At 45.2% G+C, this 19806-nt stretch carries 22 protein-coding genes; 20 read left to right on the forward strand and 2 right to left on the reverse strand.

The genetic code is table 11. The features are described from left to right. The first annotated feature begins 1 nt into the window (after position 1). The 11 genes from prfA (at position 2) to M3M36_RS04950 (ending at position 9022) form a co-directional block, all read left to right on the forward strand. Entirely contained in the window at positions 2 to 1081 is a 1080-nt protein-coding gene (gene prfA, locus M3M36_RS04900) for a peptide chain release factor 1 (RefSeq protein WP_252773488.1), read from the forward strand. Beyond that, the gene (prmC, locus tag M3M36_RS04905; RefSeq protein ID WP_252773489.1) at positions 1081 to 2016 is read left to right on the forward strand and encodes a peptide chain release factor N(5)-glutamine methyltransferase; all 936 of its coding nucleotides are present in this window, start codon (positions 1081 to 1083) and stop codon (positions 2014 to 2016) included. The genes prfA and prmC overlap by 1 nt, the downstream gene beginning before the upstream one ends. Continuing rightward, a complete protein-coding gene (locus M3M36_RS04910) occupies positions 2013 to 3023 on the forward strand; it encodes an L-threonylcarbamoyladenylate synthase (RefSeq protein ID WP_252773490.1) in 1011 nt (336 codons plus the stop codon). Before prmC ends, M3M36_RS04910 begins: the two co-directional genes overlap by 4 nt. Positions 3024 to 3106: 83 nt before the next feature. Beyond that, positions 3107 to 3376 carry a phosphocarrier protein HPr gene (locus tag M3M36_RS04915; protein WP_047974667.1) on the forward strand — a complete coding sequence of 90 codons (270 nt, stop codon included), beginning with the start codon at positions 3107 to 3109 and terminating at the stop codon, positions 3374 to 3376. Positions 3377 to 3510: 134 nt separating this feature from the next. Beyond that, a complete protein-coding gene (tsaB, locus tag M3M36_RS04920) occupies positions 3511 to 4296 on the forward strand; it encodes a tRNA (adenosine(37)-N6)-threonylcarbamoyltransferase complex dimerization subunit type 1 TsaB (protein WP_252773491.1) in 786 nt (261 codons plus the stop codon). Beyond that, positions 4280 to 4831, forward strand: a complete 552-nt coding sequence (gene rimI / locus M3M36_RS04925; RefSeq protein WP_252773492.1) for a ribosomal protein S18-alanine N-acetyltransferase — start codon at positions 4280 to 4282, stop codon at positions 4829 to 4831. Before tsaB ends, rimI begins: the two co-directional genes overlap by 17 nt. Next, the gene (locus tag M3M36_RS04930; RefSeq protein WP_252773493.1) at positions 4797 to 5294 is read left to right on the forward strand and encodes a GNAT family N-acetyltransferase; all 498 of its coding nucleotides are present in this window, start codon (positions 4797 to 4799) and stop codon (positions 5292 to 5294) included. Before rimI ends, M3M36_RS04930 begins: the two co-directional genes overlap by 35 nt. Then, a complete protein-coding gene (gene tsaD / locus M3M36_RS04935) occupies positions 5291 to 6325 on the forward strand; it encodes a tRNA (adenosine(37)-N6)-threonylcarbamoyltransferase complex transferase subunit TsaD (protein WP_252773494.1) in 1035 nt (344 codons plus the stop codon). The genes M3M36_RS04930 and tsaD overlap by 4 nt, the downstream gene beginning before the upstream one ends. 93 nt (positions 6326 to 6418) lie before the next feature. Next, positions 6419 to 7066 (forward strand): redox-sensing transcriptional repressor Rex, encoded by a 648-nt coding sequence (locus tag M3M36_RS04940; protein WP_047974671.1) that lies wholly within the window; start codon positions 6419 to 6421, stop codon positions 7064 to 7066. A gap of 4 nt (positions 7067 to 7070) precedes the next feature. Next, a complete protein-coding gene (locus M3M36_RS04945; protein ID WP_252773495.1) occupies positions 7071 to 8111 on the forward strand; it encodes a lipid II:glycine glycyltransferase FemX in 1041 nt (346 codons plus the stop codon). A gap of 65 nt (positions 8112 to 8176) precedes the next feature. Continuing rightward, positions 8177 to 9022 (forward strand): Cof-type HAD-IIB family hydrolase, encoded by an 846-nt coding sequence (locus tag M3M36_RS04950; protein ID WP_252773496.1) that lies wholly within the window; start codon positions 8177 to 8179, stop codon positions 9020 to 9022. A 77-nt stretch (positions 9023 to 9099) separates the two neighbouring features. Here M3M36_RS04950 and M3M36_RS04955 read toward each other — a convergent pair whose 3' ends face one another. Next, entirely contained in the window at positions 9100 to 9585 is a 486-nt protein-coding gene (locus tag M3M36_RS04955; RefSeq protein WP_252773497.1) for an FUSC family protein, read from the reverse strand. 88 nt (positions 9586 to 9673) lie between these two features. On the opposite strand from M3M36_RS04955, the gene M3M36_RS04960 reads away from it, so the two are divergent. The 6 genes from M3M36_RS04960 to M3M36_RS04985 all read left to right on the forward strand — a co-directional run bounded on the left by M3M36_RS04960 (position 9674) and on the right by M3M36_RS04985 (position 14515). Continuing rightward, positions 9674 to 10414 (forward strand): nitroreductase family protein, encoded by a 741-nt coding sequence (locus tag M3M36_RS04960; RefSeq protein ID WP_252774424.1) that lies wholly within the window; start codon positions 9674 to 9676, stop codon positions 10412 to 10414. Between the two features lie 174 nt (positions 10415 to 10588). Further along, positions 10589 to 10873: a co-chaperone GroES gene (groES, locus tag M3M36_RS04965; RefSeq protein ID WP_252773498.1), complete on the forward strand. Its 285-nt coding sequence runs from the start codon at positions 10589 to 10591 to the stop codon at positions 10871 to 10873. A 69-nt stretch (positions 10874 to 10942) separates the two neighbouring features. After that, positions 10943 to 12562: a chaperonin GroEL gene (groL, locus tag M3M36_RS04970; RefSeq protein WP_252773499.1), complete on the forward strand. Its 1620-nt coding sequence runs from the start codon at positions 10943 to 10945 to the stop codon at positions 12560 to 12562. A 143-nt stretch (positions 12563 to 12705) separates the two neighbouring features. Next, on the forward strand, positions 12706 to 13149 hold the full coding sequence (locus M3M36_RS04975; protein ID WP_252773500.1) for a DUF3290 domain-containing protein: 444 nt from the start codon (positions 12706 to 12708) through the stop codon (positions 13147 to 13149). Next, the gene (locus M3M36_RS04980; RefSeq protein ID WP_252773501.1) at positions 13146 to 13796 is read left to right on the forward strand and encodes a DUF421 domain-containing protein; all 651 of its coding nucleotides are present in this window, start codon (positions 13146 to 13148) and stop codon (positions 13794 to 13796) included. The genes M3M36_RS04975 and M3M36_RS04980 overlap by 4 nt, the downstream gene beginning before the upstream one ends. A 38-nt stretch (positions 13797 to 13834) precedes the next feature. Next, positions 13835 to 14515, forward strand: a complete 681-nt coding sequence (locus tag M3M36_RS04985; protein ID WP_252773502.1) for a hypothetical protein — start codon at positions 13835 to 13837, stop codon at positions 14513 to 14515. A gap of 85 nt (positions 14516 to 14600) precedes the next feature. Here the strand turns inward: M3M36_RS04985 and cbpA are convergent, their stop codons facing one another. Beyond that, complete coding sequence (cbpA, locus tag M3M36_RS04990) at positions 14601 to 15251, reverse strand: cyclic di-AMP binding protein CbpA (protein ID WP_252773503.1); 651 nt, start codon at positions 15249 to 15251, stop codon at positions 14601 to 14603. 121 nt (positions 15252 to 15372) lie between these two features. Here cbpA and pth point away from each other — a divergent pair, with 121 nt between their 5' ends. Genes pth through M3M36_RS05005 form a run of 3 tightly spaced genes read left to right on the forward strand, consistent with a single transcriptional unit; the run spans position 15373 to position 19743 of the window. Further along, the gene (pth, locus tag M3M36_RS04995) at positions 15373 to 15939 is read left to right on the forward strand and encodes an aminoacyl-tRNA hydrolase (RefSeq protein WP_252773504.1); all 567 of its coding nucleotides are present in this window, start codon (positions 15373 to 15375) and stop codon (positions 15937 to 15939) included. Positions 15940 to 15941: 2 nt separating this feature from the next. Continuing rightward, on the forward strand, positions 15942 to 19481 hold the full coding sequence (gene mfd, locus M3M36_RS05000) for a transcription-repair coupling factor (protein WP_252773505.1): 3540 nt from the start codon (positions 15942 to 15944) through the stop codon (positions 19479 to 19481). Beyond that, entirely contained in the window at positions 19471 to 19743 is a 273-nt protein-coding gene (locus tag M3M36_RS05005) for an RNA-binding S4 domain-containing protein (RefSeq protein ID WP_252773506.1), read from the forward strand. Before mfd ends, M3M36_RS05005 begins: the two co-directional genes overlap by 11 nt. The last annotated feature ends 63 nt before the right edge of the window (positions 19744 to 19806 follow it).

Consider the following 19806-nt stretch of genomic DNA (forward strand, 5'->3'; position numbering starts at 1 on the left):
CATGGATCCGATATTTTCACAATTACAAGCGGTTGTAGACCGTTACGATGAGTTGAATCAAATGCTAGCCGATCCCGAAGTCATGAGCGATTCCAAGAATTACATGGCGCTTTCAAAAGAAGCGGGTGGTATTCGTGAAACGGTTGAAACCTTCAAGCGTTATCAACAGGTTGTCAACGATTTGTTAGAGGCGGAAGAGCTCTTAGGAGATGCCGAAATGGGTGAGCTGGCCAAGGAAGACCTGGCGGCACTGAAGCCTGTGAAAGCTGAATTAGAGGAAAAATTGAAGGTTTTGATGCTGCCCACTGATCCAAACGATGATAAAAACATCATTATGGAAATTCGTGGTGCTGCAGGTGGGGACGAGTCATCCTTGTTTGCGGCTGATTTGTTAGGCATGTATCGACGTTACGCCGAGAACCAGGGTTGGTCATTGCAGATTGTTGATGAAACGATGACTGAAGTTGGTGGCTATAAAGAAGTGGTTGCCATGATTGTTGGTAACAACGTTTATTCAAAATTGAAATTCGAGTCGGGTGCCCACCGGGTGCAACGAGTGCCATCAACGGAAACACAAGGCCGTATTCACACCTCAACCGCAACGGTCGGGGTAATGCCGGAGTTCGAAGAAGTCGATGCAGACGGCTTAATTGATCCAAAGGATGTTCGTGAGGATGTTTACCGGTCATCTGGTGCCGGCGGTCAGCACGTTAACAAAACGTCTTCGGCTATTCGCTTGACTCACGAGCCAACGGGGATTACGGTTGCCATGCAAGACGAACGGTCCCAGCAACAAAACCGTGCACGGGCTTGGAAGATTTTGAATGCCCGTGTTTACGACCACTTTGCCCAGGAAAACGAGGCGGAGTATGCTGAGCAGCGGAAAACCGCTGTTGGCTCAGGTGCACGATCCGAACGAATTCGAACTTATAACTACCCACAAAATCGGGTGACAGACCACCGTATCGGTTTGACTTTGAATAAGTTGGACCGGGTTATTGCCGGTGACTTAAATGAAATCATTGATGCGTTGGTCTTAGCCGAACAAACAGCCAAGCTGGCGGAGTTAAATCAGCAATAATGACACACAAAAAAACCGACTGGCAACAGTCACATCGTTCCAAACAGGCAGGTTCAGAAAAACCGGTTCCGATTTCACTGTTAGAAGCGCGCAAGTGGGCACTCAAGGAATTGACGGCTGCTGGCTTGGATGCAGACGAGGCGAGTGATAACATTGATTTTCTTTTAACGGGTGCTTTGAAAGTGAACTATGGGATGCTGCGGGCCAACCTAACTCGACAAATGCACCCTTGGCTAGCCAAACGTTGGCCAACATGGATTGCCCAGTTACTAAAGGGTGTGCCTGCCCAGTACGTTCTCGGCCAGGCACCCTTTTATGGTCGTGAGTTCGTAGTTGATGACCGGGTCTTGATTCCCCGTCCAGAAACGGAGCTACTGGTCGACTGGGTTTTGACTGATTTGAAAGCTAAGGGTGAACAAGCGCCAACAATTCTAGACGTTGGAACCGGTTCTGGTGCGATTATTTTGACTTTGGCCCAGGAATTACCCGCTGCCCGTGGCATTGGCCTGGATATTTCGTTGGATGCCTTGGCGGTGGCCAAGAAAAACCGTCATCAATTTGAATTGGCGAATCGTGTTGGCTTGATGCATTCCGACATTTTCACAGCAGTGGCCAACCAACGTTTTGACATTATCGTTTCCAACCCGCCCTATATACGGCCGGATGGACAGGAAGAGATGGATAACTCAGTGGTGACCTTTGAACCTGATTTGGCCTTGTATGCTCCAAATGGTGGTAAAGCACTCTATGAACGAATGGCTCATGGTTTGGAAAAACAGCTCACGCCAGGTGGGGTGGCCTACTTTGAAATTGGCTATGACCAGGGCAAAGCCTTAACAAAGCTTTTCCAAGACCAATTACCAACAGCAACAGTGACATTGAAACAGGATTTAGCCGGTCTTGACCGACTAATCCGGGTACAGTTAAAAAAATGAAAACGAAAGATTTACAGAATAATAGTACGGATATCGAAGAAGCAGCGGCATTGATTCAAGCTGGTGAGGTAGTTGCTTTTCCAACTGAAACGGTTTACGGTCTGGGTGCAGATGCAACCAATGACGAAGCCGTACAAGCAGTCTTTACGGCAAAGGGCCGACCTGCGGATAATCCGTTAATCATGACGGTTGGGGATGCGAGTCAGTTGTCTGCTTACGTCGAGGTCTCTCATCAAGCGCGACAGTTGATGAACACTTTTTGGCCGGGCTCATTGACCATTATTTTACCGATTAAGGAAAATGCTGTTTCCATGTTGGTGACGGGTGGTTTGCAAACGGCCGCTGTGCGCATGCCTGACAACCAAGCAACGCGCGCAATGATTCGCAAGGCTGGGACGCCAATTGTTGGGCCATCTGCTAACCTTTCGGGTAAGCCATCACCGACAACGGCTGCTCACGTTCATCATGATCTGGATGGCAAGATTGCTGCTATTTTGGATGATGGTCCAACCCAAGTTGGCTTGGAATCAACGGTCATTGATTTGACAGCGGCCGAGCCCACCATTTTACGTACTGGAGCCGTTAGTCAAAAGATGTTGACAGTGGTCTTGGGGAAAAAAGTGATTGATGGGACTAGCCAAAAGTCTTTGGCGGCCAACGAAACCCCGAAGGCTCCGGGGATGAAGTACCGGCATTATGCACCAGATAAGCCCGTGATTGTCTTTGACCCATTGGACTTCAACGACCTTAAAGAAAGCTTGGAAGATGGTGATGCCGTCATGGCTTTCGAGGAGCTGCTGGCAGAGTTGCCAAAAACCGTGCCATCATGGTCTTTAGGGGCTGATTTGGCTGGTGCTAGTGAAAATCTCTTTGCTGGGTTACGCTACTTTGATGAAAAAGACGAAGTGAACAAAATCTATGCCCAAGCAATGCCAGACATTGATTTGGGTAAGGCATATAACAATCGCTTAGGCAAAGCCAGTGGTGGCCAGCGATTTACTCTGTAATAAAAGAGATTTACCTTGCTATTTTGTAAGCGCTTTGATAAACTAAAACTGAATAAAAGACTTTTCCAAAAAGGAGAATTATTATGGCAGAGACACAAGAGTTTAACATCATTTCAGAGACAGGGATTCATGCCCGTCCAGCTACTTTATTAGTACAGGCAGCTTCAAAGTTTGTTTCAGAAGTTACCTTGTCATACCAAGGCAAGGAAGTTAATTTGAAGTCAATCATGGGTGTGATGTCACTCGGTGTTGGCCATGGTGCAGACGTGACAATCAAGGCTGATGGTGATGATGCAAAGGATGCCTTGGCAGCAGTGGCCAAGGTCATGAAGGATGAAGGTTTGGTTAAGTAACCAAGGCTGATTTTAGATTAATTTCGACGAAAGGTCGCATTTTGGCGGCTTTTTTTATTTGAATGAAGAATGATTTTTAGTAAAATGAAGAAAAGTATCGATGTTAATTGGCGTCGATGACAGGGAGGGCTTTCATGAATATTTTGGTGATTGATACAAGTAACCAACCACTGCTCGTCGGCTTAGGAAAAGACGGCCAATTACTCGACACATTTCAAACAGACAAGCCAAAAAACCATTCAATTGATCTTTTGCCAGCGATTAAGTCGCTTCTGGCCGCTCAGGAATTAACGATACAAGATATCGATCAAATTGCTGTTGCCAAGGGGCCAGGATCTTTTACGGGTTTGCGCATTGGCTTGACGGTTGGTAAGGTCTTAGCGGACACGCTGAAAAAGCCACTTCTAGCTATTTCATCTTTGCAAAGCTTGGCCAAGCAGGTCCAACTAAAGCAACAACCTGATGTACTAGCAGCCGAGAATTCCATGGTCGACAATTTTCATGCGGGGCAGATAGCCAGGGACACGGTTGTGTTGGTCCTCTTTGATGCCCGCAATCAAAATGTTTTTGCCGGTGCTTATTTGGGCGATACGGTCGTCTTGGCGGATGGCCATTATCCATTGGAGGAGGTCTTGGCCCTTGTTAGCCAGGTAGCCGAGCCGGTGGTTGTAGTTGGGGATGGGTTGCATTTCCAGGACACGATTGAAGAGGCCTTATCAAATCAGTCCCTCAAGATTTTGGATCATGACCAGTCATTACCAACGGGGACTGGCCTTTTGGCTCTTTCAGCCACAACGACACCCGTTGAAAATATTGATGACTTGACGCCATCATACTTAAGAAAAACCCAGGCGGAATTAAACTGGGAACAAAATCATCAAGATGACGGGCAGGGCAAACCCTATGTTTTTAAAGTTTAAAAGAAAACAAAAAGAGCGGCCGGTCGCTCAAACATTGGTCGACTTTCCTGGAGAGTTTTTTCAAGCTGCTGGAGAAGAGCTATTATTACGAGTAGCAACTGTTTCCGATATTCCCGGACTCGTTGCCATTCAAGAAGCGGTCTATAATGGTTACGCACCCTGGGTTTCGCGCGATTTTTACCATGAACTAACCCAAGAAAAGGATCGGCTATACTTGGTTGCCTTAAGAAAGGACCAGGTCATTGCCTTTATTGCCCTGGTCAAGCGTGATTTGGTTTCTGATTTACATATTGCCAATATTGCCGTTTTGCCGGTTTGGCAGGGACAACAGGTTGGCTCTTATCTCATTAATACGGCAAAGGCGGTTGCTCGTGAAATTGGCTTAAAAGAGCTTTCCTTGGAAGCCAGGCGGTCAAACACTGGTGCCTTGGCCCTCTATGACCACCATGGTTTTACGGTTATTGATGTTGTGGAACATTATTATATTGATAACCATGAAGATGCAATTTCAATGGTACTCGACCTTGAACATTAAAAGAGCAACAATTGAGGATAGTCCAAGAATTCACCAAATCGCTTTGGCGGCCTTTTTAAGGGACCAGGTATCAAAACGGTTAATCGATGAGCAGTTGGCAGCTGGACGGGTGACCTACTTATTAGCAGAAAGTGCAATGTCCGCTTCTGCTAAAAGAGTTTTAAATGATGGGACTGTTGAGAACAACCCAATTGTCGGCTTTTTATCTTACCGAGCCATCTTGGACGAGGTCGACCTCTCTTTTTTGGCAGTTGATCCAGCTTTCCAGGGGCTAGGAATTGCTCGTGAGTTAATGCAGGCTTTTTGTGAGCAAAATTACGGGCAAACGGCTTACTTAGAAGTGGCTGAAAACAATCTTCCTGCCCGCCGGTTGTACGAAAAGTTTGGCTTTGAAATTTATGCCCGTCGCGATGGTTACTACCATGACGGTCAAACAGCCATCTTAATGGAGAAGAATTTATGACAACTTTAATTGCCTTTGAATCAAGTGCTGACGAGACTTCAGTCGCCATTGTCAAGGACGGTCAGACCGTCTTGAGCAATGCGGTGGCAACTCAAATTAATTCGCACCAACGTTTTGGTGGGATCGTACCTGAGGTTGCTTCCCGCCACCATCTTGAATGGATTACGAAGACTTTAGACATTGCCTTAGCGGATGCGCAGGTTGAGCCAAAAGACCTTGATGGTGTGGCCGTGACTTATGGCCCAGGTTTGGTCGGTTCTTTGCTAGTCGGTTTAATGGGGGCAAAAACCTTTGCAATGGCTCATGGCCTGCCGTTGATTCCAGTCAACCATTTGGCCGGCCACATTGCGGCTGCTAATTTTAACCGACCAATTATTTTTCCTGCTTTGGCATTGATGGTTTCTGGTGGTCATACGGAATTGGTCTTGATGAAAGAGCCCAATGATTTCCACATCTTGGGTGAAACCTTTGATGATGCCGCTGGTGAATCCTATGATAAGGTTGGTCGGTTGTTGAACTTGTCATACCCAGCCGGGAAGGCAATCGATGACCTGGCCCATCAGGGACAGGTCACCATCGACTTTCCACAAGCGATGGCCAAAGAAGCCGGTTATAACTTTTCCTTCTCTGGTTTAAAATCAGCCGTAATCAATCAGGTCCACAACGCTGAGCAGCGCGGTGAAACCATCAAGGAAGAAGACCTGGCGGCTTCTTTCCAGGCTGCAGTTATTAAGGCGCTGGTCGGTCGTACAAAACGGGCCTTGACTGACTTTCCGGTGAAGTCACTCGTGTTAGCTGGTGGAGTGGCTGCTAACAGTGGTTTGCGTGCTGCGTTAACTGATTTAATGGCTGATTTTTCAAACATTGACTTTATCCCGGTGCCCAAGCAGTATACTGGTGATAATGCAGCCATGATTGGTGCGGCTGGCTATTGGAACTATCAAGACAAGATTTTTGCTGATCTTGATTTGAACACAAATCCAGGCCTTGATTTTCCGTTGATTGACCTTGACCAGCAGGATAATGAATAAAAATATTTGTGAAAAATGAGCGAATAGATAGGAAAACCCACAATCTATGCTATAATAAATATAATTTAGTTCACAAAGTGAAATGGAGACGCCATGGACGAGCAAGCAAAGATTCCACGAGCAACCGCCAAACGGTTGCCCATCTACTACCGTTATTTAACGTTTTTAAATGATGCCGGCACTAACCGGATTTCTTCTGCTGAATTGGCTGAAGCAACCAAGTTTGATGCTGCAACGATTCGCCGTGATTTTTCATATTTTGGTGCTTTAGGCAAACGAGGCTATGGTTACGATGTTGAGGCCTTGTTAGAATTTTTTGCCAAGGTTTTGGACCAAAATTCATTGATTAATGTGGCTTTGATTGGGGTTGGCCATTTGGGCCAGGCTCTTTTGAATTTTAACTTCCACCAATCATCAAACATGCGAATTGCCGCTGCCTTTGATATTAATGAAAACCGGGGCAAGATTTTATCCGGGGTACCAATTTATGACATGAGTGAATTGGAAGAACAAATCAAAGCTCAACGGATTAACATCGCCATTTTGACGGTGCCACAAGGTGTCGCCCAGGAAATTACGGATACTTTGGTGGCAGCCGGGGTCAAAGGAATTATGAACTTTACACCGTTACGAGTTTCTGTACCAAAGGGTGTTCGGGTTCAAAACGTTGATTTAACTAACGAACTCCAAACGTTGGTTTATTTTATTCAGAACTATGCCTCAATCACGACGGGAAAGTAAGAATATGACGGTCTTAGATTTAACACAGCCAGATCAAGTCCAAAGATATCAAGACTTTGTTAAGACGGCGGCTAAGGGTCAAGTTACCCAAGACCCACTTTGGGGTGACTTGAAGGCTAATTGGGGCCACCTATACCTCTACCATGAAAATGAGAATGGCGACATTGATGCAGCGCTGGCGGTTTTAACTATCGAAGCCGTACCAGGAAATCTATTGGCATACTGCCCAAAGGGACCTGTTGCTGACGTGACTAATGTCGCCTTGGTCAAGGGATTGGTCCAAGAAGCACTAGCTAATCTGCCAGAAAATGTCTTTTTAGTTCGAATGGATCCAGAGGTACTCTACAACCAAGATTTAGATCAGGCTTACCAAGACGCTGGTTTTTTGACCCGTAACGTTAAAGTCGAGAATATGCATGGCAACATTCAACCACGTAAAAACGTGGTTTTGTTCTATGATGGTCGCGGTGAAGGAGCACAACCAATCACTGATGAAGCCAGCTTGATGAAACACTTCAAAAGCGATTATCGTAATCAAATTCGCCGGGCCATCAAGGATGGTGTCACAGTCACCTCAGGTCGTAACAAGGAAGACATTGAGGCCTTCTTTAAGACCTATACGATGATGGCTCAGGCTCAGGGAATTACCCACCGGCCAATCGAATACTTTTATCGCATGCAAGAACTCTGGGCCGATTCTGATTTGTTCCGGGTTTTCTTGGCTCATTATGACGGTCAAGTAATTGCGGCTGGAATTGGCTTTGGATATGGGGAAAAAATTTGGTATATGTATGCTGGATCAAACCGTGAATTTGCCAAGCATTACGGTCCCTACCTCGTGCAGTGGGAAATGTTGAAGTGGGGTCTTTCCTTAGGAAAGGTTGCTTATGATTTCGGTGGTGTTGGTGAATTTGACCATACTGACGGTTTGTATAAGTTTAAGCACGGTTTCGCCTATCATGACCCACAGGTTGCCTATATTGGGGAACTTGATTGGGTTGTTGACCAGGTAGCCTATCAGAAATACTTAGAACAATTTGCCTAGCCGATAATGGTAGCCCCTAGTTGTGTGAACTAGTCGACTAGCAAACAAGACAAGAAAGGCATCCAATGAGCATTAAAATGATTGCATCCGATATGGATGGTACGTTTTTATCCGGTGAAGATAGTTATGATCAAGAGCACTTTGCTCGGGTTTTGTCACAATTAAAGGAAAAGGGTGTGCGCTTTGTCGCAGCCTCCGGTCGACAAGTGGCCAATTTAAAGGAGTTGTTTGAGCCAATGGCCGCTTACGATTTGTTGGATCAAATTGACTTTGTCGGTTCAAATGGGTCGGTAGTAACGACACCAGGACAAGAACTATATGCGGTTTATCTGACACCTGAACAAATTCGCAAGGTGATTGATTGGAACGCCTTGAACCCTCAATCAGCCGACAATGTGATTGTTTTGGCTGGGGTCAATGGCACTTATATTTCCAACCACGTCAGTCAAGAATTTAAGGAAATGCTTTCGATGTTCTATCCGAATGTCGTCCAGGTTGAAAAACTCTTGAAGATTGACGACAAGATTTTAGGTGTTTCTTTTGTTTGGCCGCATGAAGAGGTTCAGGAACACGTTCAACAATTGGAAGCCGTTTTTGGCGCAGAAGTTCACGTTACCGGTTCTGGTTTTGGCTCCGTTGATGTTTTACCCAAGGGAGTCGATAAGGCGGCGGCCTTGGAAGTTCTTCAAGATTATTACAACATCGCGGATAACGAAGTGATGGTCTTTGGTGATAATACCAATGATTTGGAAATGTTGGCGAGATATGACAACTCTTATCTCATGCCAAATGCGATGCCATTAATGCACGATGCCCATAAGCGTTTGGCCTTAAAGACAAACGTCCAGGATGGCGTGTTAGCAACCATTGAAAGCGAATTGAAGCTTGATCATCAGGTTGAAATGGATTAAAAAAAAGACTCAGCCGAGTCTTTTTTTCTTGCCTCTTAAATTGGTTTTGTGCCCTGGACCTTGGCCGAAGACGATGCTTAATTGGTTTCCTGCTCAGGGATGCCAAAATAATTAACACCAATAGCGAACAAAACACCGATAAAGGTATCGACAATTCGCAAGAAGACGTAGTCGATAGTGGCATCCATTGGTATGGTTAAAGCAATCAACAGAAGGGCAGCGAGACCACCGACGATTCCCAGACTACAGTTTAGCGCGTTCAGGATAACAATCGTGCAGATAACAAAAACTGGAATAATGACGATTGGCATCCAGCTATTGTGGTGCGTAAATTCACGAATCAAAAAGTAAAGCAATGAGAAGAAACCACCAACACTATTTGATAGTAAACGAATTTTGGCGAATTGAATGGTATTGTCCCAATCTTCTCGAAGAGCGAAGACGGCCGCTAAGGCGGGAACCGATGCTGGTCGGTCGACAAAGTGATAAACGAGTAAGACCAACATCACAACAATGGCGGTCTTCAGGGTCCGCATGCCGACGTGGATCTGTAACTTTTTCATGGAGTACTCCTATTTTATTGATAGTATTTAGCGTATCATAGATATTAAAATAAAGGTAATGATTGTTCAATCAGTGAGGTAAAACATGATTAAAAATACAATACTTGATCAACTACATGATCACCAATCAATTCGTTCCTTCTCCGATCGGCCAGTGACCGACGAGGAAGTCGAGGCGATTTTCTCTGCGGCCCTTGCCGGACCAAATATGCAAAACTTTCAACCAGTCACCTTTATTGAAATTACCGACCAAGACCTTAAGAAATCAGTCACTGAAAAAGTGAAAATGAAGTATATTGAAAATGCTACTCGGTATTTTGTTGTTACAGTCGATTGGCACAAGGTTTTGTTAAATCAGGACGCTGAAACCCGGGCGATTATGGAAGAGCGAATCCAGCACTACCAATATTTGGAGGGTGGGATTGTTTCAGCTTCGATTGCCTTGGGCCGTGCTCAGGTGGCGGCTGAATCGCTTGGAATTGGCTCTGTAACAATGGCCGGTGCAATGGGTGCTTTTGAACTATACGAAAGGGAGTTAAACTTACCAAAGTATGTCAAACCGATTATGGGCTTTTCGCTTGGCTACCCTGATCAAAAGCCAGGGATCAAGCCTAAACTACCATTGACTGGTTCGTTGATGAAGGATCATTACGATGACGAGCAAATGATGGTCGCCATTAAGGAATATGATCAAACGATGGCGACTTACTTTAAGAGTCGCGATATTGATGCCGATTGGACGAAGCATAACGCCTCTTTGTTAACAAAGGGTGCTGCTAACACTGCTCTGTCGCAATACCCCCATGATAAGGGATTCGATTTAAAATAAAATAAAGATGGCTAAAAAGTCGTGCGACCTCTATTGTTAGGGCTCGCAACCGGCTTTTTCTTTTGAACAAAACTAATTTCACCGTGTTGACAAATAGGTCGAAGGTGCTATACTAAAGTCAGATTAGCACTCGATGTATACGAGTGCTAAAAATACAAACGGAGGTTGTGATCCATGTTAAAGCCCTTAGGAGACCGCGTGGTCGTTAGTGTTGCAGAACAAAGTGAAAAGACAGTTGGTGGCATTGTCTTAGCCGCAAATACGCAAGAAAAGCCAGTAACCGGTAAGGTGGTGGCAACGGGGAGTGGCTTGGTAGCCGATTCAGGCCAGAAGCTTGACATGACAGTCAAAGAAGGGGATCAAGTTTTGTTTGATAAGTTTGCCGGTCAGGAATTAACTTATAATGGTCAATCATACTTGGCTCTCCATGAAAAAGACATTATCGCCATCGTTAATTAAACAGCAATTAAAAAACAATTAGCACGAATAATGATGATTTCAATCAATTTTGGTTAAAGGAGTAAAGAAATGGCAAAGGAATTGAAGTTTGCAGAAGATGCTCGATCAAAGATGAAGGTCGGAGTTGACAAGTTGGCTGACACTGTTAAAACGACTATCGGACCAAAAGGTCGTAACGTTGTTTTGGAAGAGTCTTATGGTTCACCAATTATTACCAATGATGGGGTCACAATTGCTAAGGCGATTGAATTAGAGGACCATTTTGAAAATATGGGGGCCAAGTTGGTGGCTGAAGTTGCTTCAAAAACGAATGACATTGCGGGTGATGGTACCACCACTGCCACCGTTTTGACTCAAGCGATTGTTGGTGAAGGACTCAAGAACGTGACGGCTGGTGCAAACCCAGTTGGTATTCGAACTGGTATTGAAAAGGCAACGGCAGCTGCCGTTGCTAAGTTGCATGAAATGTCTCACACGGTTTCGACTAAGGACGAGATTGCACAGATTGCTTCGATTTCAGCAGCTAACGATGAAGTTGGCTCCTTGATTGCTGAAGCAATGGAAAAGGTTGGCAATGATGGTGTGATTACTATCGAAGAATCAAAGGGGATTGAAACCACTTTGGACGTTGTCGAAGGAATGCAATTTGACCGTGGATACATGTCACAGTACATGGTCACTGACAACGAAAAGATGGAAGCTAATTTGGATAACCCTTATATCTTGATTACGGATAAGAAGATTGGAAATATTCAAGATATCTTACCTGTTTTGCAACAAGTTGTCGAACAGGGTCGGTCAATGTTGATTATCGCTGATGATATTACTGGTGAAGCTTTGCCAACTTTGGTTTTGAACAAGATGCGTGGTACCTTTAACGTTGTTGCTGTCAAGGCACCTGGTTTTGGTGACCGTCGTAAGGCCATGTTGGAAGATATTGCTATCTTAACTGGTGGTACAGTTGTCACGGATGATCTTGGTTTAAATTTGAAGGATGTGACTATCGAACAATTGGGCCAAGCAAATAAGGTCAACATCACAAAAGACAATACGACTATTGTTGAGGGTGCCGGTGACAAGGAAGCCGTGAAGGAACGGGTTGACTTGATTAAGCAACAAATTGCCGACAGCACTTCAGAATTTGACAAGGAGAAGTTGCAGGAACGTTTGGCTAAGTTGGCAGGCGGTGTGGCCGTGATTAACGTTGGGGCTGCTACTGAAACGGAATTGAAGGAACGTAAGTATCGAATTGAGGACGCTTTAAATGCTACTCGAGCTGCCGTTGAAGAAGGCTTTGTCGCTGGTGGCGGTACAGCTTTGGTCAACGCCATGGCTGCCGCTGCTGCCGTTGAAGCTACGGGTGACGTGGCCACAGGTGTTAAGACTGTTGTGGCAGCTCTTGAGGCTCCGGTTCGTCAAATTGCTGAAAACGCAGGCTTGGAAGGCTCTGTCATCGTCAACAAGTTGAAGGAACAACCAGAAGGAACTGGCTACAATGCCAAGACTGATGAATGGGTTGATATGGTCAAGGCAGGAATCGTCGACCCAACGAAGGTAACGCGTTCTGCTTTGCAAAACGCCGCCTCTGTTTCAGCCTTGTTGCTGACAACGGAAGCCGTTGTTGCCGAATTGCCAAAGGAAGACGCACCAATGCCAGCAGCTGCTCAGGGCATGCCGGGGATGATGTAAAAAGAAGGCATTTCTGCTAAAATGTTTTGAAATAAGTGCTAAAGAAAGAAGTAGTCCAATTTGGGTTACTTCTTTCTTTTTTCTAAAAAAATCAGATGGACCGACTGCTTCCTTGTGCTAGAATAAAGTAACGGAGGGAACTTATGACGTTTTATAGTGTTGATTATTTAACCAAGCAAAATAACTTAACCAATACCGTCGTCATCTTACTGGTGGCCTTGACCTTTGTCCTGTTGGCTGTTGGTTTGGTAGCAACTTTTCGTCATCGCTTTAATACGCGCTATCGTGATTTGACGATCATTGCTTTTTTATTTTTTGTTTTTTTTGCGGGTGTTCAGTTTACTGATTTGCAAAACACAAATATCAGAAATTCACAGCAAAGTCAGATGACGGCCTTTGTTAAAAACTATGTCAAAGCACAGCATGTTAAAATCGACGATGTCTATTTTAATTCGACTTCGCTCGTTGATGGCATGATTGCTAAAGAAGGCAAGAATTATTACCAAATTGGCCTTTCAAAGGACGGCCTGTCCTATACCAGGACCCAGGTTTATTTGATTAATGCGAATGTGGAGGTACAACGATGAGTTTTTACTTACCGATTATTTTAAAGTTGGGCATCGGCCTGATTGCCTTGATCGTTCAAATTAATATTTTTGGAAAGGGAAATTTGGCTCCATCAAATGCCTTAGACCAAGTTCAAAACTATGTTTTAGGTGGTATCATTGGAGGAACCATTTATACGGCAACAATTACCGTTTTTCAGTTCATCATCGTGCTTGTGATCTGGACACTTTGGGTAATGATTTTGAAGTTCTTAAAAGAACATAATCGTTTGGCAAAAAAGATTATTGATGGCACACCAAAGGTTGTGATTGATCGCGGTCAGATTGATGTTGATGCTGTCGTAATGGCCGGCCAGTCGGCTTCTGATTTGATGTTTAAGCTCCGGGAACATGAAGTTTACGATGTTTCCAAAGTGAAGCGAGCCGTGATTGAACAAAACGGTCAGCTGACTGTGATTGAATATGGCGATCAGAATCCCAAATATCCGATTATTTATGATGGCCAGGCGAACTTTGATGTCTTAGATGCCATTGATCAAGACGAAGACTGGTTGGAAAATCAGGTGATTGCCGAAGGCTATGCTGGTATTAATGATATCTTCGTTGGCGAATACATTCAGGGGAAGATTCGGTTGACCCCTTATAATCAAAGTGATCAAAAGAAGTAAACGCTTGTTGTCAAGGCGAGCGTAGAAAGGATTTTTCATTGACGCTTAAAAAAATCTATCATCGCGCTCGCACTAGTCGAGTTTGGACGATTGTGGTGCCAATGCTTGTTGGCATTGCTTATTCGTGGTGGCGTTACCAACGACTTTTGTTTTGGCCAAGCTTATTGCTGGTAGTGACGGTCGCTGTAGTCAAGCTTGCCTATGATTGGTGGTTCGACCAGTACCCGAGTCATTCAATTTGGATTTTGCGGCTGAAACGGGTCATTGACGTTATCTTGCCATACTTTTTAATTGTTTTAATGCTGCTCTTGAATACAAAATTCAAGCCAACTGCGGGACTTTTAACCGTTTGGTTCGGAATTGCGTTTCCCTCGATTGCCTTTTCGCTGTCAATTTCAATTGCCAAGGACGTTCGCAAAATTCGCGCAGAGGAAATTAGTACAAAGGAGTTCCAGCATGCTCAAAGTCGGGCCAGTTGGGTACGTCCGATTTTCTTGCTTTTACCGGTTCTGGCCTATGCAGAAATCTTCTTGCTAACGCTATCGGGTTACCTGCCACTGCTTGCTTGGGCAATGATTGTTTTGTTTCCATTAGTTTTTGCTCAGGCTTTGGCGGTTGGCTTAGAATCAGATTTGGATAAGTCAGCTGATTTACCGGCTCGTAACCTCTTTTTGACGGGGATTGCCCTTGTCTTAGTACTAATAATTGCCGGTGCTTGAATATCAAAAAAGAAAACCGATGACTGCGAGGTCTGAACCCTGAAGTTTGGGATTCAGATCACGATTGTCATCGGTTTTTTAGCGCTTAAACAAATTCATTTAAGTTTTCAACGGATTGGACTTGGAACCGCTTGCGTTCAAGTTTTGTGATAATCTTACGCAGGATGGGAGAGTCTTTTGTTAGTGGCAGGGTAAAGAGGATTGATTTCGGCTCGTTTTTCTCGTTTTGAATGGAAAGAACGGACTCGATATTCGTGTAGCGGGTGATAACCCGAGTGATTTGTTGTAGATTTCCCCGTTCTTCTTGCTTGGTCTTTACAGCAAGCGAAACACCACCCTTTTGGAGGGACCATGACTGTGACAGGAGGTCCATTAAGGAGGAATGGGTAAGAACGCCAATAAAGTGGTGGGCGTCATCAACCACAGCGATGTGTGGTAGGTCACGAATAGCGAAGAAAAGTTCATAGAAATCAGCCGAAGTTGAGATAAACTTGGTTGAATTGCGCATAATCGAGGTGGCCCGCTTGCTTGTGTCACCGCCGCGAGCAATATACTCATAAACGTGTTGACGGTAAACATTACCACGGAAGAGGTGACCAGTGGTATCTAGAATTGGAATTGTGCGGATGTGATCGGCTTTTTTACTTTCAAACAGTTCGTAGACTTCTTTAATGGTGGTGTCTTCGCTGATGGTGAGTAATTGATTCTTAGGGACGATCAAAGACTTTGGAAACATAGATTTGCCTGCCTTTATAAAAGTTATTTCTTTGCTCTATCCTAACATATTTATGTGTCAAACTTGCGTGTTATAATGATAAGATTAGGATGTTAGTAGAAATGTTTGAAAGGGAACCCTGATGAAATTTATTTTTGGTCTTGGAAATATTGGTGAGAGCTATGATTTAACGAGACATAACATTGGCTTTATGGCCTTAGACCACTTTGCGGCTAGTCAGGGGGTCGAATTTGTACCAACGAAACTGTATGCATCGGCGGCCAAGGCTGTGATTGATGGGGAAGTGGTTTGGTTGGTTAAGCCAAGTACTTATATGAACGATTCCGGTCAAGCAGTTCGGGCCTTTTTGGACTTTTACGGCGGGGATGTTGATGATATTCTCGTGTTGGCCGATGATATGGATCAATCCTTTGGCAAGATTCGCTTTCGGGCAAAGGGTTCGGCCGGCGGCCATAATGGATTAAAATCAATTATGGCTCATACGAAAACGCAAGGATTCTTGCGTTTGAAGTTTGGGATTGGCCACCCAGACCATGACCATCAGTCGGTCGTTAATTACGTCTTGGGAAAATTTTCAAAAGATGATTTAGCTACCTGGGATGACACCTTTAAAAAGGTCGACCAGGCCCTAGTGGATTGGGTTCATGGGGCCAATGCAGCTGAATTGAGTAATCAATATAATGGGTAAGCATGACGTTAACAAAATATTTAGCGAACAATGAAACAATTACGAGATTAACCGAACAACAAAAGCCTGGCGAGCGCCAGCTTTTTTTGGGTGTGAATGGGGCAGCGAAAGCGGCTTCGTTAGCCGCGCTTTATGCACGGCGACCACAGCCAATCCTGGTACTCACTGATACCCAGGCTCACTTGGAGGACTTGGCGAATAACTTGGCTGATTTAGTAGCTGAAGAGGACCTGTACCGTTTTTCGGCCGAGGAGGCACTGGCGACAGAACTTGCCGTCTCCTCTAATTCTTTCGTGACTGACCGAGTAGAGGCTTTACAGGGCTTGGCTACCGGACAAGTAGGGATTTACCTGACAAATTTGGCGGCCTTCGTTCGTTATGAGCCACAGGTGACTGACTTCACTAATGCGCAAATGCGTTTGAAGGTTGGTGAAAGTTATGACTTTCAGGATTTGAAAGCGCGGTTTTTGACACTGGGTTACCGTTTGGTTGTCCGGGTGGAAAATCCGGGTGAATACGCCCAACGGGGCTCTATTTTTGACGTTTTTCCACCGACAGCCGATAATCCTTACCGTCTCGATTTTTTTGATGATGAATTGGATATGATTAAAACCTTTGATCCGTCTAGTCAAAAGAGTGCCAATTCGGTGACGGGGGTCACGGTCTTACCAGCAACTGATTTGGTGATTGACCAAGACCGCTATCAGGCTGGTAAGACCCGTTTGGAGGAGGCCTTTTCAGCCTATCGTAAGCGTTTGCCAGGGGTGGAGAAAAAACATGCCACTGAAGGCTTTGATAGTACACAGACGGCACTTGATGAAGGCAGGCGGGACCAATCGATTCTGCCTTACGCTCAGTATTTTTTCCAAGAGAAGACGACGCTGATTGATTATTTGGGTCAAGAGGGATTATTTGTTGTTGATGATTTTGCCCGCCTGCAGGAAAGCGCCTTGTCACAGAATAGCCTTGACCAGGAATGGCTTGACCAACAGGTCGAGACGTACCAGATTTTGCCGCCATTGGCTATTAAGGAAGACTTGGAGGCTATTTTAGGTCGAGTTTCTCAGGCCGAACTTTACTTGGCCAACTTTCAGCGGGGCTTGAATAAGTTAACATTTGCTCATCTGGAAGAAATAACATCCAGGCCGGCAAACCAATACTACGGTCAAATTCCGGCTCTGTTACCGGATTTGCAGTTTGCAAAAGACCGGGGCACAACCATGGTGCTTTTGATTAGCGACCGTGATCGAGCACATAACTTTGTGGCCACACTGAAAGACCATGATTTAACAGTGCCAATCAACCGCGAGATTCAAGCCAATCAGGTCCAAATCATTATCGGTAACCTAGGTGCTGGTTTTGAGTGGCCTAAGACCCACTTAACGGTCTTAACTGAACGGGAGTTGTTTGATAAGGCGCGGAAGCCGGTGGCTCGTCGGTCGCGGAAGATGGCCAACGCCGAACGCTTGAAGTCTTATAATGAACTTCAGGTTGGCGACTATGTCGTGCATATTAACCATGGGATTGGTCAGTATCAGGGCTTGCAAAGTCTAGAAGCCGACGGTGGTAAACAGGACTATTTGGTAATTTTGTACCAAAAGAATGCTAAGATCTTTTTGCCGGTAACCCAGTTAAACTTGATTCAAAAGTATATTGGCGGATCAGATGCTGGTAAGAAGCCCAAGATTAACAAACTGGGTGGGACTGAATGGCAAAAGACTAAGAAGCAAGTTCAAAATAAAATTGAAGATATTGCCGACGAGCTGTTGGAACTGTACGCCGAGCGGGAGGCAAAACAGGGCTATGCCTTTCCACCCGATGATACGGCCCAATTAAAATTTGATACGGCCTTTCCCTATCCGGAAACGCCTGATCAGGTCCGCAGTATCGAAGAGATTAAGGCCGACATGCAGCGCTTGCGGCCAATGGATCGGCTATTAGTGGGAGATGTCGGCTTCGGTAAAACCGAGGTTGCTTTGCGAGCGGTTTTCAAGGCTGCCCATGCTGGTAAGCAGGTTGCCTTTTTGGCGCCAACGACGATCCTTGTCCAACAACACTATGAGACCATGGTCGAACGCTTTGCTGATTTTCCAGAGATTCGGATTGGCCACCTGTCGCGGTTCCAAACGGCAGCAGAAAACAAGCAGACCATCCAGGCATTAAAGGATCACGAAATCGATATCGTTGTTGGCACACACCGCTTATTGAGCGCCGATGTGGCCTTTGCCGACCTAGGGTTACTAGTCATCGATGAGGAACAGCGTTTTGGTGTGAAGCACAAGGAAAAGTTAAAGCAAATCAGGACCAATGTGGATGTCTTGACGTTAACGGCGACACCAATACCACGAACGCTGAATATGGCAGTCGTTGGTGCTCGCGATTTGTCTGTGATTGAAACGCCACCATTGAACCGTTATCCAATTCAGACCTACGTGGTCGAACTCGATTGGACATTGGTGCGCGATGTGATTGGCAAGGAGTTAGCCCGCAATGGCCAGGTCTTCTATCTGCATAATCGGGTGGCTGATTTGGAGCGGATTGCGGATCAAATTCAAGACTTGGTTCCTGACGCTCGAGTCGGAGTCATTCACGGTCAAATGTCAGAAGTTCAATTGGAGGGAATTCTCTACTCCTTCTTAAATCAGGAATTCGATGTTCTGGTGACAACGACGATTATTGAGACCGGGGTGGACATTCCCAATGCGAATACGTTGATTGTTGATAATGCCGATCACATGGGATTGTCGCAGCTTTACCAGCTTCGCGGTCGCGTCGGACGATCGGCTCGGTTAGCTTATGCCTACTTTACTTATCCGTTTACTCGTACGCCAAGTGAAGAGGGACAAAAGCGGCTGGAAGCCATTCGGGACTTTACGGAGCTGGGATCTGGTTTTAAAATTGCAATGCGTGACCTATCGATTCGAGGCGCTGGCGATCTGCTTGGCAAGCAGCAACACGGCTTTATTGATTCAGTCGGGTATGATTTGTATACACAGATGCTCAAAGAGGCGGTTGCTGCAAAGCAAGGTCAACCCCAGCCGGCAGCGACACCGCAAACGGATGCCGAACTGATTTTGGGGGTATTAGCCTTCTTGCCGGATGATTATGTGGCGGATTCGGCTGAAAAAATTGATCTTTACCGTCAAATTCGTCAGGCAAAGTCAGATGAAGACTTTGAGAATGTTGAAGCGGATTTGATTGACCGCTTTGGTGACTTCCCAGATGAGGTTGGTCGCCTGTTGTTGGTTTCTCGCATCAAGAATCTGGCTGATTTGGCCGAGGTAACGCAAATAAGGCGTCAAAGGAATCAAGTCACAGTTCGCTTTGCTGAATCGATGACCAGCAAGTTAGCTGGGGAAACAATTTTCCAAGCCTTGCAGGATGTGCCTTATAAGGCGGTTGTCGATGGCAAGCAAGCTCAGTTGGCCGTCACATTAACCATTGATTTGAAAGAGGAGTCAGCGTACTGGCTCAATAACCTGCGAAACTTCCTCTTGGTTGTTTTGCAACTGACAAAAAAGGATGAAATGAATGCGAATTGATAAGTTTTTAAAGCTTTCACGGATTATTAAGCGCCGGGCCGTTGCCAAAGATTTGGCTGACCAAGGGCGGATTGAAATTAACGATAAGCGGGCTAAATCAGCTGCTAATGTTGGTACCAATGACTTGATTACGATTCATTTTGGTAATAAGACATTAGTAGTCAGGGTTTTGAAGTTGGCTGAAATCGTTAAAAAGGACGAAGCACAAGATATGTACGAAGTTGTTTCCGAGTCTTATCAGCAAGATGACAAGGAAGGTTAAATTTGTCTAAAGTCTGCTGATTCGCCTTGCAAGTCTATTGCGATTATGTCAGAATAATACTGA

The sequence above is a fragment of the Fructobacillus americanaquae genome (assembly GCF_024029775.1).
Classification (GTDB): domain Bacteria; phylum Bacillota; class Bacilli; order Lactobacillales; family Lactobacillaceae; genus Fructobacillus; species Fructobacillus americanaquae.

What these genes read in the sequence shown, in the direction of transcription:
- M3M36_RS04975 (WP_252773500.1), top strand. Translation starts at nt 12,706, where the DNA reads ATGACGTTTTATAGTGTTGATTATTTAACCAAGCAAAATAACTTAACC.
- rimI (WP_252773492.1), top strand. Translation starts at nt 4,280, where the DNA reads ATGTTTTTAAAGTTTAAAAGAAAACAAAAAGAGCGGCCGGTCGCTCAA.
- M3M36_RS04915 (WP_047974667.1), top strand. Translation starts at nt 3,107, where the DNA reads ATGGCAGAGACACAAGAGTTTAACATCATTTCAGAGACAGGGATTCAT.
- mfd (WP_252773505.1), top strand. Translation starts at nt 15,942, where the DNA reads ATGACGTTAACAAAATATTTAGCGAACAATGAAACAATTACGAGATTA.
- prmC (WP_252773489.1), top strand. Translation starts at nt 1,081, where the DNA reads ATGACACACAAAAAAACCGACTGGCAACAGTCACATCGTTCCAAACAG.
- pth (WP_252773504.1), top strand. Translation starts at nt 15,373, where the DNA reads ATGAAATTTATTTTTGGTCTTGGAAATATTGGTGAGAGCTATGATTTA.
- M3M36_RS04930 (WP_252773493.1), top strand. Translation starts at nt 4,797, where the DNA reads ATGCAATTTCAATGGTACTCGACCTTGAACATTAAAAGAGCAACAATT.
- cbpA (WP_252773503.1), bottom strand. Translation starts at nt 15,251, where the DNA reads ATGTTTCCAAAGTCTTTGATCGTCCCTAAGAATCAATTACTCACCATC.
- M3M36_RS04940 (WP_047974671.1), top strand. Translation starts at nt 6,419, where the DNA reads ATGGACGAGCAAGCAAAGATTCCACGAGCAACCGCCAAACGGTTGCCC.
- prfA (WP_252773488.1), top strand. Translation starts at nt 2, where the DNA reads ATGGATCCGATATTTTCACAATTACAAGCGGTTGTAGACCGTTACGAT.
- groES (WP_252773498.1), top strand. Translation starts at nt 10,589, where the DNA reads ATGTTAAAGCCCTTAGGAGACCGCGTGGTCGTTAGTGTTGCAGAACAA.
- tsaD (WP_252773494.1), top strand. Translation starts at nt 5,291, where the DNA reads ATGACAACTTTAATTGCCTTTGAATCAAGTGCTGACGAGACTTCAGTC.
- M3M36_RS04955 (WP_252773497.1), bottom strand. Translation starts at nt 9,585, where the DNA reads ATGAAAAAGTTACAGATCCACGTCGGCATGCGGACCCTGAAGACCGCC.
- M3M36_RS04950 (WP_252773496.1), top strand. Translation starts at nt 8,177, where the DNA reads ATGAGCATTAAAATGATTGCATCCGATATGGATGGTACGTTTTTATCC.
- M3M36_RS05005 (WP_252773506.1), top strand. Translation starts at nt 19,471, where the DNA reads ATGCGAATTGATAAGTTTTTAAAGCTTTCACGGATTATTAAGCGCCGG.
- tsaB (WP_252773491.1), top strand. Translation starts at nt 3,511, where the DNA reads ATGAATATTTTGGTGATTGATACAAGTAACCAACCACTGCTCGTCGGC.
- M3M36_RS04910 (WP_252773490.1), top strand. Translation starts at nt 2,013, where the DNA reads ATGAAAACGAAAGATTTACAGAATAATAGTACGGATATCGAAGAAGCA.
- groL (WP_252773499.1), top strand. Translation starts at nt 10,943, where the DNA reads ATGGCAAAGGAATTGAAGTTTGCAGAAGATGCTCGATCAAAGATGAAG.
- M3M36_RS04980 (WP_252773501.1), top strand. Translation starts at nt 13,146, where the DNA reads ATGAGTTTTTACTTACCGATTATTTTAAAGTTGGGCATCGGCCTGATT.
- M3M36_RS04945 (WP_252773495.1), top strand. Translation starts at nt 7,071, where the DNA reads ATGACGGTCTTAGATTTAACACAGCCAGATCAAGTCCAAAGATATCAA.